Below are 16,277 nucleotides of genomic sequence, written 5' to 3' on the forward strand. Positions count from 1 at the left end.
GATGCAGTTTGATGTACATTGCAATTGTATTACATGGAGAGCCGGAGCCGGCAGGGCGGTCTTCGCAGGCGTGCTGAATCGCAGCGATCGGGCGGCAGACGATCAGCAGGCCGTTCGGCTCGATTTCTTGGAGGATTATTGTTGTCGAGAGTGCGACTGCGCCGGTGGATCCAGAACCGGCTGGGGATTGACACCGCCAGCACCGAAAGCCGCCTCGATGCGGATGTGAAACGCTTCGTCGATGCGCTGCAAGCGGAGTTGATCGCCGCGAAGGACGAGTCCGAGCGGTACAGGCGCATCACGGAAGAAAGGGGCGTGATCATGGGCCGCCTGCGCGACGAGCGCGACGGCTATAGGCTGGAGTGGGAGGCGGCGTCCGCGGAGCTTCGCCGGCTGGCGCGTAAGCGCCTGGCCGTGGTCTCGGACAATGGAGCGACGCGCCCCTCCGGCAATGGCCGCGACGCGGCCCTGAGGAATTCTCCGCCTTCCGCGCTGCGGGTGCTGTGCGTCGGCACCGGCCGGGACGGCACGACGTCGCTGATGCGGATGATGCAGGAGGTGTTCGACAACCAGGGCAACGGCGACAGGGCCGTGCACGAATGGGCGTCGAGCGAGCTCAATGAGCTGTTCTGCCAGCTCAAGGAAACCAACGATCCCGGCTTCACGGATCAGATTCGTCAGACGATCCTCGATTGCCCCCATGCGTGCGTCGTCGGCAATGGTTATGCGGCCGTGCTGCCGATCATCGCCGAGCTCCTCGGCGATCAGGTCACGCTGGTGCATCTGCGCCGGCGTGACCGCGCGGCATGCATCGCAAGCCTGGTGGAGAATGCCGAGCTGTCGCCGCAGAACCACCTCTACTACGCCGACTCGCCGGCCGCGCAGCGCAAGCGTCCGACCGCTTTCCACTTCGGAGAGATGTCGAAGCAGCAATGGATGGATCTGTCGCTGGCCGACAAGTTCGGCTGGTACTACGACAAGACCCACGCCTTGATCGAACGCTACAAGAGCATGTTCCCGAACACGCTCTCCGTCGATACCGAGGACCTCAACGCGGACAGCGTGCGCCTCGCGCTGGCCCAAGCGGCCGGCAGTGCCGAGGCGCCGCGCGCCTTCCACGTCAACCGGTTCGTCGATCTGCGCCATGTGCCGCCCGATCGGCGCAGCTTCGTGCAGCGGCTGCTCGGCCAGCTCGACGTCCAGAAGCTCGCCCATGACGACCTGTACGGGCTGCGGCAGGTGCTCAACGAGATGATCTATCATCTCTCGCATTTTCCCGACGCGGCGCCGGGCGCGGTGGATGAGCTGCGCTGGACGCTGACTGAGATGCACGGCCTTCTCGACAGCCGCATCCGCGACGTTCGCGAACTGATGGAGCGGGTCGGCGTGCCGCCCGAGACCGCCGGCGCTGTGAACGGCCACCGCGCGCCGCAGGCAAGCCCTGGAGCGCACCCTGGTCGTTGGCCAGGCGCCCGGCTCTGAGCACGGGGAGGCGGCGGGCGGGCTGCGGTCAGCAGCAAGTTCGGGGGACGTGGCAGGAGACTTGGCGGGCCACGAACGACGATGATGAGGACTATGTTTACGCCATATCCCTATGAGCGACACCAGAAGCGCATAAGCCGATGAGATACGACCATCAGGCCGCTAGCATGTCGTTCTGACGAGTTCCGGGCGCCACCAGTTGGTCTGCTAACCGCCGCCGCTCGCCGGCCAGACTCCTCGCTCGGTCGGGATCGAGAAGTTCGGCTAGGTAAGGTAGCGAGACCGGACGCAAGATGACCGAAGCAGGCCGCTTGTTGGACCACGTCACAGGCTGGCGAACTTCCACGCGTTCGTCACGTGCTTCCGTAGACATCGAGGCGTACAGCAGCACGCTAACTTCGCTTGGCGAGGCAAGTGCGTATATTGAAAGTTGATACAGCCATTCCGCAGGGAGGCTCCTTTCCCAAACGTCGCGATATTTTGCGTCGAGGAAACCGTGCAGCACCTTGTTGTAAAATAAAGCGTAATCTGGCCGCGGTGCCGGCGCACGGCGCCGCCTCGGATTGGCGTCAGGCGCGTAGGCAAACAGGTTGCGGATCGCAAGTTCGTCCGCGATCCGCGCACCGGCAAGATTGTCGTGCAGAAAGCGAGAGAGCAGGCGTTGGAAGAAGACGTTCATATCGAACAGAAACCCGGGCGTCCGGCTCGGCACTTGTCCCGAATCGAAGGCGATACCCTGGGCGTCATGCAGTAGCCGGATGATCGTCAGCGCCGGCCCACAGGCGGCGGTCTGACGGGTAAGGCCACGGTCCGCCCGGTCGATGTCATCAGCACCGAGGCTCACCAAGCGCTTGACATCTCCAAACATCGACGAAAGTTGATGCGCACGCCGTCGGAGGTTCCTGTCTTCAACAAGTCGCGCACCAGCCTCAAGGCCTGCGCGCAACACTTGATTCAAATGCCAGTCAGCCCGACGTTCGAAGTGCCCGCAGGGAAGCCGAGCCTCCCGCACGCCGCCCTGACGGATCACTTGATCTATCATGATGTGGCCGCGTGGGCTCTCCAGATTCTCCGATAGTGGAATGTAGCGACGCGCCAGACCCCGGTGCATTAATTCCTCCACCTCCGCCGCGAGCAACGAAACTAGCAAGTCGTGTAGACCGTGCCGAGTGGTTGGTGACCTCGTCTCCTCGACCGCCGAGACATCGCGCAGCCCATAAGCGTAGCGGAGCAGTCGAGCGAGCGGCATCGCTGGCAGCTTGGGCTCAATCGCGATGCGAAGCGGCCCCACGTCCACGCGGCCGACGAAAGATGTGCTGGTGATTTCAAGTCCGTCGTATGCCTCGCGGATGTCCAACCGTCCACGCAGCGTCTCGGCCAGTCGGCGCGACGGCATATCGCCCGCTAGAGAACGGCCCCTTAAGCGCGAGTCCTCTGCGGGGCCGACCCGGTTCCATTCCGTTAGCTCGACGACGAATGGGGGCGTGCCGTCAGGGTGCGGGGTCATCGTCTCCCTCGCTGTCGTCGGTTGGGAGATCATACGGCTCGCCAACCAAAGTGCTATCGGCCGGCTCCTGATCGAGTACAAGTGGCTGCATTTCCTCGAATGACACAGCCTGAATCAGATCTCCTTCCCGGTTGGTGCCAAATATCTCTTCTCGAATACGCCCAGCCTCTGCATCGACCAGCTCACCACCAAGAATGTCTCTGAGCATACCGAAATCGTCGTAACAATATTCTTCGAGCAAGGGGATAATGTCGTCGCGTAGAATGCGAGCAAACTCCGCTACCGAAGTGACGGGCTGAGGTGGCATCAAATAGGCGTGGCCAATCTGAAGGTTGCGGGCGTCCCGTTTCAGATGGAGGCGAAGTCTTGTATTCAGCGCGTCCAGCCAAGGACCAAGCGGCAACCCTCCAGCTTTCCGTCCAACTAGTAAATTGCTTTCTGGCATCACTTCGACGAAACCAAAACGCCGGCGAAGCGCGGTATCCATAAGAGAAATAGAACGATCCGCCGTGTTCATCGTGCCAATGACGAACACATTTTTTGGCACGGAAAACAGTGCGCCGGTGACTGGTAATACGATCTGTCGATCCCGTTTATCGTATTCAATCGCCGTAATTAATTCCCCAAAGATGCGTGGTAGGTCGCCACGGTTAATCTCATCCACGACAAGAAAAAAATTGCGGTTCGGTTGCTTGGATGCATCTGTACAGAGACGTTTGAAGATGCCGCCGCGCGGTTCAAAAACCATCTGGCCGTTCACTGTCGTAGGCCGTAGACCCTCGATGAAGTCCTCGTAACCCCACCCGGGATGAAAGGTACAGACGCGCACGAAGCCCTCGCTGTCGGCTACCGTCTTGCGCTCAGATGGGATCAAATCGACAAAGCTCTTCCGGAACGCATGGCGGGCGGCAAGTTCGTTGGCGACGGCCAACGCCCGGTAGGTTTTCCCCGTGCCAGGCGGCCCGTACAATATCACCTGACCCTTGCGGCGTAGGATGGCTTCGATTCGCGCGGCAAACTGATCGAGCGGCGGCATAGGTACGGTTTCGGCTGCCGGAACAACTGGATGCGGTGCAGATACTGTGGCAGGCACCGCCCCTCGTCGGGATAGCCGCTGTTCAAGCTCAAGGAGGTTAGCTGCGCTCCTGCCAAGTTCATAAATCGTGGTACGCGACCCCTCCTGGTCGGGCATTCGCCAGGAGTCGAGGCTAAGCCACTCAACAGGACGTTTGTGTGGGAAGCTAAGCTTGCTGTCATACTCATAAGGCCCGCGGACTTTCCCTACGCCCAGAACGGTTTGGCCTTCACACGCGAGCACTAAATCTAACTCCGATATTTCTTGAGCAAAATTCAGTATTTCTCCAGCCTTTCTAGACGCGACGCCTACGTTAGCAGTGTAAACGGGAAGCAGAAGATCCCGGATTTTATTTTTCGCAGTCGTCTTGTCCTGACTAATCGTTTTTGACAGGTCGGGAACTTGCTCGGACCAACCGATAGACACGAAACCGCCCTCGCGCATTTCTGTCCAGTGGCTTCGGCCGTCACTCCCTTCTGTAGTGCCTACCTTCCAATATCGGTGAAAGGCACCATCGCGCCGGTTGAGGATTGTGTCGAGTGTTGTGACCGGCACCTCAAGTTCCTGTGCAGCGGCAACGAAACGTCCTGCGCAGACGAAGCGAGGCGAACCGCCATCCAAGATCCCGACCTTGTCGGGAGGCATTTGTAGAAGCTTAAAGAGGTGGAATCGCTGGTAACGGGGGCTATGGTAGGTATCGAGTCGGTTTGGGCTGGTAAGAAACCAGTATTTGTGAGCCCAGCCGTCATGCGCTAGTTTTGGAGCAGCCTTCTCCATGGCAGCTTGAAGCTTGACGTATGCCTCATCTGAAGTATCTCCTGTATTCAGCGACGACAACACGTCAGCGCCAGCCACCAATTGGTCCCTCTGTTTTCGTGCAATGTCTATGGCGTCCTCAAGCGACAGGACATTCTGTGCCTTCGGCGACCCCGTCATCCAGGCGTTGTCACTCTGGCGCTGAAAGATGCCAAATTTTAGCGCTGACCCACCACCAATACCGCCAAATTGGTTGCCGGAGAACTCGTCATCGTTCTTGAACTCCAACCAATAGGCCAAACACCGAGTTTCACCACTCAGGCGTCCGTGCATCAGACGCAGCAGGGATTCACCGTCAAGATCGCGCAACACGGCGGGTCCAAAGCGATCACGGAAGAGCGCTGTCTGCTGCTCGATCTGCAACGGTGTCAGCAACTCGCCTGACGCGATGCCGTGGTTAAGCGCGGCTTTCAGTTCATCAAAAATCTGCGGTTCAAGAATTGGTGCGCTCATACAGATCTGTCTCTCAACGGGTACTCAACCTCGCAGCCAACGGCTCCATTTGACACGCGGTTGATCAAACTTAGCACTGAGCCGGCCGGCGTTCTATGGTCGCCGCCAGTGACGATGGTATGCTTGGCGGAACGCTCACTTGAGACCATCGAGCCGAGCTTGGACTCGTGGAACGGACGTTAGAGCCGTGGCGAAAGCTTGCGCCCTGGTCGCTAATTCGGCATCAGGACCGACGACTATGAACCAGCGCTGGCGTTGCACGTAGGAACGCTATCCCGCTGTGCGGGCACGGAGACATTTGTCCGCAGAGTGATGAGGTTTCCGGCATCCGCCTTGTTGGAGAGCCAATCACCACAACGGCGCTACACAAATTCGCTGCTACGGTCCGTAAGCGGATGCGAATCGAAGGCGGGATATCGCCGCGATCGTCTTCGCGCCTAGCCCAGCGGGTTGAGGTGGACGACCGGGAGGCCCGAATCATGGGTCCAAAGAGCAACTTGCTCAGAACGCTCGCCGCCATTTCGGGCGTAGAATCGGCTTACAGGCGGGGTGCGCAGTTCTGTTCCGGACTGGCGGAAGGGGTGGGATTCGAACCCACGGTACCCTTGCGGGCACGCCGGTTTTCAAGACCGGTGCCTTAAACCACTCGGCCACCCTTCCATCCGGCGTCGTGTCCGGGACGTCGGCGACGTCCACGCCACGGCAGCGCGGTATCGACGCGATCCTTGTTTAGGGTGCGGGCTTGCGGCTCGTCAACGGCGCATTCACGCCTGCCCGGACGGCCTCAGCTCAAGGCCCGCGCTCACCTGAGCGCAAAAGCCATCAGGCCGGAGCACAAGATTGCGGTGCTCAGCGCTGCCAGGGCGAGAAAGCTCCCCGAGAGCAAGTCTTGGTGTCGCAACGCTTGATGTCGTAAATCTTGGTGTCGCATGGGCCACCTGCTGCGGCTGCGCTACCGGTCCGATCTCGCACCGGCCGGAGAAAACCGAGGGCCGGGCGATGAGCGGTCTGGATGATCTGCTGGTCGAAACTGCCAGCTTCAGGGATGCTCCTGAAGTGTCGTTATTGAAGCGGACGCAAACATCGACGCGGACGAGAGCCGACCATGGCGTCGGCTGTCCGATATGTCCGGACTCAGGCCCGCGAGCGGACGCCTTCAAACGCATGAGCAAGGAAGATCCCGGCGCCAACCAAGCCCATCACTGCCGTCATTGCTTCGATCATAGCGAACACACCCTGTTGCGCCCCACGTGAAGCAAACGACGTGCAGCCCTGCACAGTCAAAATGATTCAGGTCCCGGGAAATGAGAACACTCGTAGGTGAGGATTTCACGCAACATATGTGTCCAAAAAGGTGCACTCGCAACACGGAGGCACAGCGGAGGTGCACGCCTGGGCGGCCACCGTCCACGTCACAACCGCAGGAAAGCTCCGGTTAACCACGGCGGGGCCCACCCCATTTCCGCCGTCTTCGGGTTGCGTTATCCTTGTGCATTGAGTTGCGGGGATGCGACTCGGGGACAAGCCGGGACGCGCGGGCCTGATGGGAGGGCTCGGCTGCGACCGGCACATTGGTAATTGGGGTCGATGGGGATTGGTCAAACAGATCCGGTCGAGAGAGCGGTGCGCAGTGCCGTCGCCGTCCTCGCCTGCCTGATGGTCGCGAACTGCGCCTCGTCCAACAAATTCGCCAGCAAGGTCGATCCGAAATACGGCGTGTCGTCGAGCCCGCGCGTCGTCGGATTCGGCGAGCCGGTGCCGAAGGGCGGTGGCGTCTACCGCATCGGCAAGCCCTATACCGTCGCCGGCAAGACCTATGTTCCCGAGGAGGATACCAACTATCGCGCCGAGGGCATGGCCTCCTGGTATGGCGATGATTTTCACGGCCGGCTGACCGCCAATGGCGAGGTCTTCGACATGACGTCGCTGACGGCTGCCCATCCGACGCTGCCGCTGCCGAGCTACGCCCGCGTCACCAATCTCGCCAACGGCAAATCGCTCATCGTCCGCATCAATGATCGCGGCCCGTACCACGGCAACCGGCTGATCGACGTCTCCAACAAGGCGGCCGATCTGCTCGAGTTCAAGGGCAACGGCGTCGCCCGCGTCCGCGTCGAATATGTCGGCCGCGCCCCTCTCGAAGGGTCCGACGATACCCAGCTGATGGCAACCCTGCGCACCGGCATCCCGGCGCCGGCGCCTTCTCTCGTCCGCGTCGCCTCCGCCCGGCCGTTCGTTCCCGAGATCGGCGCAGGCCGCCCGATTCGCGGCGAGGTCCCGCTGCCCGAGGGGCGTCCCTACACGCTCGGCAACACCTCCGCCGACCTGGCATCGGTTGCCGCGACGTCGGAGATGTCGGCCTCCAGCCGGACCCGCGGACGGAGCCTCGAAAACCCGCGCGCGGTGTCCTACGATCAGGGCGGCCGATACGTGCCGTCATCGAGCGGCGCGGCGGACGGCGCTGACGAGGCCCGCGAGATCCTTGGCGGCCGCGGACTGTACTGATCTTCCATACGATCTCGCACGTCGAACCAACCGCCCCAGCCGGGGCGGTTTCGATTCGAGTGCGCCGCCAACGGCTATTGGGAATGCCTATTGGGCGCTGAACGGCACCCGCGCCTTGGCCGAAAACGTCCAGACGCGGGTGTTGCTGCCGATGCCGCCGAGCTCGGCACCGAGGCCGACACCGATGCCGCCGGCTGTCTGGATGCCGAGACCGCCGGTGGCGCGGGCCGACCAGCCTTGCAGCAGCGGCGTCGAGGCCAGCGCGCCGGCGGCAAGCGTGTTGGCATCCTCCCTGGTGAAGTAGTAGTCGCCGTACAGGCCGACGAACGGCGTCAGAAGAAGCCCGCTATCGAGCCAGACGACAGGGTAGGCGGCGCGCAGGCCCCCCGACGCGCGGCCGCTGGCGAAATCATTGGTGCCCTGCCGCGTGCCCAGCGAGTCCGTATAGGCGTTCTGGTGTTCCCACAATGCGTAGACCTTGGTGGACGGCTCCAGCACCAGGCCGGCCCATTTATACGTGCCGGTCAGACCGGTGGAAACCATCCAGCGCTGGCCGCTGAAATTGCCCTGGGCGGTTCCGGCACTGCCGTCATAGCCGATGCCGGAATAGGCCACGGCTGCATCGAAGCGCAGCGTGGGAATGATCTTCCAGCCGAGATAGGCGCCGGTGGTCCAGCCGTCGCCCTTCAGCTTCCCGTTGATGTCCTGCTGGGTGTAGCTGAAGGTCTCGTAGCCGCCGAGCACGCCGACGAGGAAGTTCGGCGCGGCGCGGTAGGTCAATCCCATCGTGGCGTTGAGCTGCTGGCCATAGATCGAGGCTTGGCTGGCCTGGGTGACGCCGCCGATGCTGGTGCTGCCCCAGCGGTCGACGCCAGAACCGCGCACATCGGCCCACAGCAGCCACTCCTTCTGCTCGTGCCATTTCGGCGCGGCCTGCTTCCTGTCGCCGCGATCGATGGCCGCGAACGCATCGTCGATCCGGCCGCGACCACGTCCACGTGGCTGGGACGCGCCCGGCAGCAGCGAGGAATAGGCGTTGCTGTCGCCGCTGCCGGCGCGGTCGCCGGCCGGGGAGCGCTCGTCCTGATCGCGCGGATCGGCCGAGAAGTTGAAGCGCATGCGGGCATTGCCGGGCGTCAGGAACGAACCGCCATCGTTGAAGCCGTCGGCGATGGCGTCATCGATCGCGCCGGAGATCGCCTGCCCGGAATTCTGCGCGACCAGCTTGCTCACGGTCTGCTGCAGCGAGCGCAGCCGAACGCTGTCGACCGGCACGTTGACGGTCTGGGCAAGGCCGGGCGAGGTGCTCGCCGTGAACAGCGTGGTGCCGGCATAGCTCGCCGTGATCGTGTGGCTGCCGACCGCGAGCGTCGAGGTGGCGAACGTCGCAACGCCGCCCGCCAGCGTCGCCGTGCCGATCGGCGTGCCATTGTCGTTGAAGGTGACCGTTCCGGTCGGGGTGCCGCCCGACGCTGAAACCGTGGCCGTGAAGGTCACGGGCTGCCCGAACTGGCTCGGGTTCTGCGACGAGGTCAGCGCGACCGTCGTGACCAATTGGCCCACCGACAGATTGAAGGTGGCATTGGCCGAGGCACTGTTGGTGTCGGTCACGCTCACCGTATACGTGGTCATTGCCGCCGGAACCGTCGGCGTGCCGGTGATCTGGCCATTGCTCGTGTTGAAGCTCAAGCCGGCCGGCAGGGCCGGTGAAACGGCAAACACCAGCGTGCCCGTACCGCCCGAGCCCGTGACCGGCGTGAATGGCGTCACCGCCTGGTTGATCGGCAGCGAGCTGGACGGCACGGCCGTCGTGGCCGTCACCGCACCATTGATGGTCAGGCTGAATGTGTTGCTCGCGGTCGCGTTGGCGGCGTCGGTCACGGTCACGGTGAATGTCGTCGCCGCGCTGGTCACCGTGGGCGTTCCGGAGATGCTGCCGTTGGCCGCATTGAGGGACAGTCCCGCGGGGAGCGTCGGCGAGACGGAATAGGCGAGCGGCGCGGTGCCGCCGCCGCCCGTGACCGGCGTGAACGGCGTCACGGCGTGGTTCGCAGTCAGGGTGGTCGACGCGATCGCCTGGGTCGCGCTGACCGCGCCGTTCACCGCCAGGCTGAACGTATTGGTCGCCGTCGCAGTGTTGGCGTCGGTGACCGTGACCGTATAGGTCGTGGCGCCGCTGGTGGCCGTCGGCGTGCCCGTGATCGCACCCGAGGTCGTATTGAAGGCGAGCCCTGCGGGCAGCGCCGGCGCGATGCCGTAGCTCAGCGGCGAGGTGCCGCCGGCGCCGGTGATCGGTGTAAAGGAGGTCACCGCCGTGTTGACGGTCAATCCTTTGGACGCGATCGCCTGGGTCGCCGTCACGGCACCGTTGACGGCCAGGCTGAACGTGTTGCTGGCGCTGGCACTGTTGGCGTCGCTCACGGTGACCGTATAGGTCGCGGCCGTGCTGATCGCGGTTGGCGTGCCCGTGATGGCACCCGTCGAGGTGTTGAAGCTGAGCCCGGCGGGCAGTGTCGGTGCGATGCCATAGGTGAGCGGCGACGTGCCGCCGCCCCCGGTCACCGGGGTGAAGGATGTCGCGGCGACATTGACGGTCAGGGACTTGGCCGGGATCGACTGGGTGGCGCTGACAGCGCCGTTGACTGTCAGGCTGAAGGTGTTCGTGGCGGTCCCGTTGTTGGTGTCGGTGACGGTCACGGTGTACGTCGCGGTCGCCGCGCTCGTCGAAGGCGTGCCGGAGATCGCGCCCGTGGAGGCGCTGATGCTGAGGCCGGCCGGAAGGGACGGAGAGATCGAATATGTCAGTGTCCCCGTGCCGCCGCCACCGGTGACCGGGGTGAAGGCGGTGATGGCCTGGTTGGCGGTGAAGGTCCGCGAGGCGATCGCCTGCGTCGCGGTGACCGCGCTGTTCACCGTCAGGCTGAACGTATTGCTGGCCGTGGCAGTGTTGGCGTCGGTGACCGTGACCGTGTAGGTCGTAGCGCCGCTGGTCACGGTCGGTGTGCCGGTGATCGCGCCGGTCGAGGTGTTGAGCGTCAGGCCCGTCGGCAGCGCGGGGGCAACGCCGTAGGAGAGCGGCGGCGTGCCGCCCGATCCGGTCACCGGCGTGAACGACGTCGCTGCGGCATTCTGCGTCAGCGTCTTCGAGGCGATCGCCTGCGTCGCGCTCACCGGCCCATTGACGGTGAGCTGGAAGGTGTTGCTGGCGGTGCCGCCGTTGGAATCCGTCACCGTCACCGTGTAGGTGGTCGTGCTGCTGGTCACCGTCGGCGTGCCGCTGACCTGGCCGGTGCTGGTGTTGAAGCTGAGTCCGGTCGGCAAGGTCGGCGCGATGGCATAGGACCGCGGCGTTGTGCCGCCACCGCCGGTGACAGGGGTGAACGTCGTGATGGCCGTGTTCACGGTCACCGTGGCCGAGCTCACCGACTGCGTCGCGGTGACGGCGGTGTTCACCGTCAGGCTGAACGTATTGCTGGCTGTGGCACTGTTGGAATCGGTGACCGTCACCGTGTACGTGGTCGCGCCGCTGCTTGCGGTCGGCGTGCCCGTGATCGCGCCGCTGGAGGTGTTGAGCGAGAGGCCGGCGGGCAGCGCGGGCGCGATGCTGTAACTGAGCGACGGGGTGCCGCCGCCGCCGGTGACCGGCGTGAACGATGTCGCGGCCACATTCTGCGTCAGCGTCTTCGAAGCGACCGATTGGGTCGCGGTCACGGCCGAGTTGACTGTCAGACTGAACGTGTTCGAGGCGGTCGCGCTGTTCGCGTCGGTCACGGTCACGGTGTAGGTCGTGGCGCCGCTCGCGGCCGTCGGCGTGCCGGTGATCGCGCCGGTCGATGTGTTGAGCGTGAGACCGGTGGGCAGGGACGGTGACACGCTGTAGGTGTAGGCCGGGGTGCCGCCGCCGCCGGTGACCGGCGTGAAGTTGGTCGATGGTTGATTCTGCGTCAGCGTCTTGGAGGCAACGGACTGCGTGGCCGTCACCGCGCCGTTGACCGTGAGGCTGAAGGTATTGCTGGCGGTCGCGGAGTTGGCATCGGTGATCGTGACCGTGTAGGTGGTCGCGGCACTGGTGACCGTGGGCGTACCGGTGATGGCGCCCGTGGACGTGTTGAAGGACAGACCGGTCGGCAGCGTCGGGGCGATGCCATAGCTGAGCGGTGCGGTGCCGCCGGAGCCGGTGACCGGCGTGAAGGATGTCGCGGCGGTATTGACGGTCAGCGACTTCGACGCGATGGCCTGCGTCGCGGTCGGGCCGGGCAACGTGACGGTGATCGTGAACGAGGTGTTGGTGGTGCCGGCGCCGCTACAATTGCCGGCGGTGTGCGAGCAGTCGCTCGCATAAAAGAGCGTGATGTTCTCGGTTCCCGATCCGGACAGCGAATCGATCCGGATAGTGTATTCCGGCACCTGCGTGAAGTCGCCGCCGATCGGCACGGGAATCAGGGTGTAGGTCGCCTTGGCGCCGGTGTAGCTGAGATTGGTGTAGCTCAGGCCGCCCGCCGTCATCGGGAGATTGTTGAACGCATCAATCGGCGGGCTGTTGGTGCCATTCGAGTGTCCGTAGAGACCCCAGAGCACCACGTCGTTGGTGACGCACAGACCGACGGCATTGCCGGCGCCCGTTCCGTTGATGGTGATGCTGGTGCTGGTGGTCGAGCCGGTCGTGAAGTTACAGGCCGCCTGCGCGCCCACCATCGAGGCGAGCATCAAGGCAAGAACCACCGAAACAAAACCCAGCGCACGCCGCAGAGGCGTGCATGCCGCATGAAAATTCCGGCGCCAAGTCCCGGTTGACAATTTGGTCGTGCCCCTTACGGCCCCTCATTGGCTGAGAGTGCCGCTGAAAAAAATTGGTTCGAAGAAATTTTGGTAACGCAATCGTAACCTTGGAGAAGCAGCGCCTTCCGGGCAAGTCGATTCAACCAGACCGGGCACGACTTCTGCTTGGCGTTGCATAGCGGCAACAGCGCAATCTACGGAACTTTATTGTCTTGACGGATCCGAGCGACGCAACCTAGACTTCTCCTACAGGTTGTTTCTCACGCTCTCAAAAATTTCAATGCGGAGGCTGTTTGATCAAGCCGCCGCCATTCGTTTCAAAATGACATTGGGGAGAGACGCGCATGCCGTTGACGCCTGTGTTGGGGCAGATCATGCCTTTTGCGGGATCTCAGCCGCCGAGAGGGTGGGCGTTCTGCAACGGCGCGCTACTCGCCATCCAGACCAACCAGGCGCTGTTCTCACTGCTCGGCACCTATTACGGCGGCAACGGCGTGACGACATTCGCGCTGCCGGATCTGCGTGGCCGGGCCATCCTCGGATCGACGGGCAGCTCCGGTCAGTTTCCCGCAGGGATGGTCAGCGGCGAAACGACCGTGACGCTGACCCTCGCTCAGATGCCGGCTCACAATCACCTGGTGCAGGCCTCGACGACCAATGGTGCCGGCCGAAGCGCGGGTCCCACGAACAATCTGTTCGGGACCAATACGCTGCCGGCGGACGATCCCAAGAAGATCTTCGCGACCGCAGGATCGGGCGAGGTCCCGCTGGCCGTGGGCACGAACATTCCCGAGATCGGCGGCGGGCAGGCGCACAACAACATGCAGCCCTACCTCGTGATCAACTACCTGATCGCGATGCAGGGCGTCTTCCCCTCGCGCAACTGAGCGTCTTCGGATCGATCGAATCCCCCCAGTTCCGCGCCGCGCCTGCTCTCACGGCGCCCACGGCTCAATGAAAGGATGTCGGGATGTCAGACCCGTTTCTCGGTGAGATCAGGCTGTTCGCCTTTCCGCGCATACCGGACGGCTGGCTGGCCTGCGACGGCAGCTCGCTGTCCATTTCAAACTACGATGCGCTCTATACGATCCTCGGAACGACCTATGGCGGCGACGGCATCCAGACGTTCAACCTGCCCGATCTGCGCGGCCGCGTGCCGCTCGGGCAGGGCACGCCGCCCGGTGGCGCGACGTATGTGCTTGGCGAGGTCGCGGGCGAGGACGAGCACCTGCTGATCACGACCGAGTTGCCCGCGCATAGCCATGCCCTGCTGTCGTCGACGGTCACGGCCGACACGGCGATCCCCGGACCCACGGTCCATCTGGCGACCGCGTCCACCGGGAATCTCGATGCCCCCATCGCCGATGCCGGCACCTACTCGGTCATGGCGCCCTGCGTGGCCGCCGCGGGACAGAGCGTCCCGCACAACAACATCATGCCGACCGTCGTGGGCAACTACTGCATCTGCATCAACGGCGTCTATCCCTCGCCAGGCTGAGGCGTCGCGGTTCGACCGGCTTCATCGCACATTCTCGAGGAGAGACGACGTGTCTGATCCCTTTGTTGGCGAAATCCAGGCTTTTCCCTTCACTTTTGCAACCGGCGGCTTCAATAGTGCGTGGTTGCCGTGCTTCGGCCAGCTGCTTCCAATTCAGCAATACACGCCGTTGTTCGCCTTGATCGGCACCTATTTCGGCGGCAACGGCACGACCAACTTCCAGCTCCCCAATCTGAGCGGCGCGATCACCAACGGCCAAGGCGACGGACCCGGCCTGCAGCCCCGCGTGATCGGCGAGATGATGGGCAGCAGCACTGTCGGGCTGGTTTCGGCCGAAATGCCCGCGCACACGCATAACCTGCAGCTCGGCAGCAGGTCCGCGCCGAACGCGGCCCCCGGGCCGGGGACGCCCGGGACGATGGTGGCGATCGATCCCTCGTTCAACGGCTTCGTGGCGCCGCCGGCGAATGTCAACCTCGCTCCCAACGCGGTCACGACGTCCGGGCAGAGCATCCCGCACGACAACATGCAGCCGACCCAGGCACTGATCTGGTGCATCTGCTATGCGGGTATCTTCCCGTCGTTCAACAACTCCTGAGCCGAGCAGGCTCGGAGTGACGACCGGGAGCGAGCTCGTCTCGCGGGATGTTCGCTTGCGGCTGCGGCCCGCCGAGACCGCCGACGAGCCGTTCCTGCGCGACCTATTTGGCTCCGTCAGAGGTGCGCAGCTCGCCGCGGCCGGTCTGCCGCCGGCGATGCTCGATCTCGTGCTGGCGCAGCAATATCGCGCCCAGGTCGCGGGCCACGCGGCGCAATGTCCGGCAGCGCAGTCGCTGATCATTCTCCGCGATGCCGCGCCGGTCGGGCGGCTGCTGCTCGACCGCGCGGCGTCGCGATGGCACGTGGTCGATCTCGCGCTGCTGCCGGGCGCGCGCAACGCCGGTGTCGGACGCGAGATCATGCAGGCGGTCGCAACGGCGGCACGGGAGCAGGGCGCCGACGTGCTCTCGCTCGCGGTCGCGACGACGAATGAGGACGCGATCCGGTTCTACGTGCGGCTGGGGTTCCGCGATGTGGCGGACGAGGCGATGGCGTCGCATCGCATGATGGAGCTGCCGCTCGCGCGCTAGCGAGCAGGAGCCACCTCGCGCAGGAACGCGATCAGCGCCGCATTCACCTCGGCAGAGCGTTCCTGCTGGATCCAGTGCCCGGCCCCCTCGATGATCAGCTTGCGCCGCAGATCCGGCAGAACTCGCGCCATGTCCTGGACGCGCTTGGCGCCGATCAGCCCGGTGACGACGGCGTCCGCGCTGCCGGCGATGAACAGCGACGGCTGGCGGATCTGCGCGTCCTGCCACGGCGCGGTGAGCTCCCAGTTGCGATCGATGTTGCGGTACCAGTTCAGGCCACCGCGGAAGCCGGAGGCGCCGTAAGCCGCGACGAACTCGGCGAGATCGTCCTCGCTCAGCCACGCAGGCAAAGGCAGATCGGGGGCGACGTCGCCGAGAAAGCCTTTGTCCGGTGCGACGAACAGCGACTGCGGATCGGAGAATCCGCGCGCCAGCATCGTGCGCATCGTCAGCGCCACGTCACGCTCGAGCTCGGCCTCCGCCACGCCGGGCGTTTGAAAATACTGCCAGTAGAAGTTCTCGATGCCGCCGGCACTGAGCGTGTCGAGCGGCCGGGCGCGACCGCGAAACGGGGGAGGGACGCTCAAGCCCGCGACGGCCGTGAACACGTCCGGACGGAACAGCGCCGCATGCCAGGCCACCGGCGCGCCCCAGTCGTGGCCGATGATGACGGCCTGACGCTCGCCGAGCGCCCCGACCAGTCCGACCATGTCGCCGACCGTGTCGAAGATGGTATAGGCGCCGATATCCTCAGGCGCCTGCGAGCGGCCGAACCCGCGCATGTCGGGCGCCACGACGCGATAGCCGGCGGCGGCGAGGGCCGGGATCTGGTGCCGCCACGAATACGACAGTTCGGGCCAGCCGTGGCAGAGCACCACGAGGGGGCCTTCGCCCTGTTCGCGCACGAACAGCTCGATTCCGTTGGCCTTGATGATCCGCGTCGATGACACTGTTTCCACCCTCGATCGCTCGATTTTCGAGTTGGCCGTGTTGATTGCCGACGCTCGACCTATCGCACCGCGCGACGGGCCG

General features: G+C 64.0%; 10 protein-coding genes and 1 tRNA gene. 6 read left to right on the forward strand and 5 right to left on the reverse strand.

The genetic code is table 11. From position 1 onward, the window contains the following. The first annotated feature begins 150 nt into the window (after positions 1-150). The gene (locus ACQR03_RS06065; protein ID WP_434841049.1) at positions 151-1,482 is read left to right on the forward strand and encodes a hypothetical protein; all 1,332 of its coding nucleotides are present in this window, start codon (positions 151-153) and stop codon (positions 1,480-1,482) included. Between the two features lie 154 nt (positions 1,483-1,636). On the opposite strand, the gene ACQR03_RS06070 is transcribed toward ACQR03_RS06065, so the two are convergent. The 3 genes from ACQR03_RS06070 to ACQR03_RS06080 all read right to left on the reverse strand — a co-directional run bounded on the left by ACQR03_RS06070 (position 1,637) and on the right by ACQR03_RS06080 (position 5,993). Continuing rightward, on the reverse strand, positions 1,637-2,989 hold the full coding sequence (locus tag ACQR03_RS06070; protein WP_315751573.1) for an McrC family protein: 1,353 nt from the start codon (positions 2,987-2,989) through the stop codon (positions 1,637-1,639). After that, entirely contained in the window at positions 2,973-5,333 is a 2,361-nt protein-coding gene (locus ACQR03_RS06075) for an AAA family ATPase (RefSeq protein WP_315751572.1), read from the reverse strand. The genes ACQR03_RS06070 and ACQR03_RS06075 overlap by 17 nt, the downstream gene beginning before the upstream one ends. 570 nt (positions 5,334-5,903) lie before the next feature. After that, positions 5,904-5,993 (reverse strand) — tRNA-Ser (locus ACQR03_RS06080). Positions 5,994-6,920: 927 nt separating this feature from the next. On the opposite strand from ACQR03_RS06080, the gene ACQR03_RS06085 reads away from it, so the two are divergent. Then, positions 6,921-7,838: a septal ring lytic transglycosylase RlpA family protein gene (locus ACQR03_RS06085; RefSeq protein ID WP_315751571.1), complete on the forward strand. Its 918-nt coding sequence runs from the start codon at positions 6,921-6,923 to the stop codon at positions 7,836-7,838. Positions 7,839-7,925: 87 nt separating this feature from the next. Here the strand turns inward: ACQR03_RS06085 and ACQR03_RS06090 are convergent, their stop codons facing one another. Beyond that, positions 7,926-12,560, reverse strand: coding sequence for a beta strand repeat-containing protein (locus tag ACQR03_RS06090; RefSeq protein WP_315751570.1), 4,635 nt, complete (start codon positions 12,558-12,560; stop codon positions 7,926-7,928). A gap of 401 nt (positions 12,561-12,961) precedes the next feature. Between ACQR03_RS06090 and ACQR03_RS06095 the strand changes: the two genes are divergently transcribed. The 4 genes from ACQR03_RS06095 to ACQR03_RS06110 all read left to right on the forward strand — a co-directional run bounded on the left by ACQR03_RS06095 (position 12,962) and on the right by ACQR03_RS06110 (position 15,245). Continuing rightward, positions 12,962-13,504 (forward strand): phage tail protein, encoded by a 543-nt coding sequence (locus ACQR03_RS06095; protein ID WP_315751569.1) that lies wholly within the window; start codon positions 12,962-12,964, stop codon positions 13,502-13,504. 83 nt (positions 13,505-13,587) lie between these two features. Then, on the forward strand, positions 13,588-14,115 hold the full coding sequence (locus ACQR03_RS06100) for a phage tail protein (RefSeq protein WP_315751568.1): 528 nt from the start codon (positions 13,588-13,590) through the stop codon (positions 14,113-14,115). 49 nt (positions 14,116-14,164) lie between these two features. After that, positions 14,165-14,713: a phage tail protein gene (locus ACQR03_RS06105; protein WP_315751567.1), complete on the forward strand. Its 549-nt coding sequence runs from the start codon at positions 14,165-14,167 to the stop codon at positions 14,711-14,713. 55 nt (positions 14,714-14,768) lie between these two features. Next, positions 14,769-15,245: a GNAT family N-acetyltransferase gene (locus ACQR03_RS06110; RefSeq protein WP_315711946.1), complete on the forward strand. Its 477-nt coding sequence runs from the start codon at positions 14,769-14,771 to the stop codon at positions 15,243-15,245. Here the strand turns inward: ACQR03_RS06110 and ACQR03_RS06115 are convergent. Then, positions 15,242-16,195: an alpha/beta fold hydrolase gene (locus ACQR03_RS06115; RefSeq protein ID WP_315751566.1), complete on the reverse strand. Its 954-nt coding sequence runs from the start codon at positions 16,193-16,195 to the stop codon at positions 15,242-15,244. The genes ACQR03_RS06110 and ACQR03_RS06115 overlap by 4 nt on opposite strands. Between the last annotated feature and the right edge of the window lie 82 nt (positions 16,196-16,277).

Origin of the sequence: Bradyrhizobium sp. HKCCYLS3070 (assembly GCF_051167575.1) — a bacterium.
GTDB lineage: Bacteria > Pseudomonadota > Alphaproteobacteria > Rhizobiales > Xanthobacteraceae > Bradyrhizobium.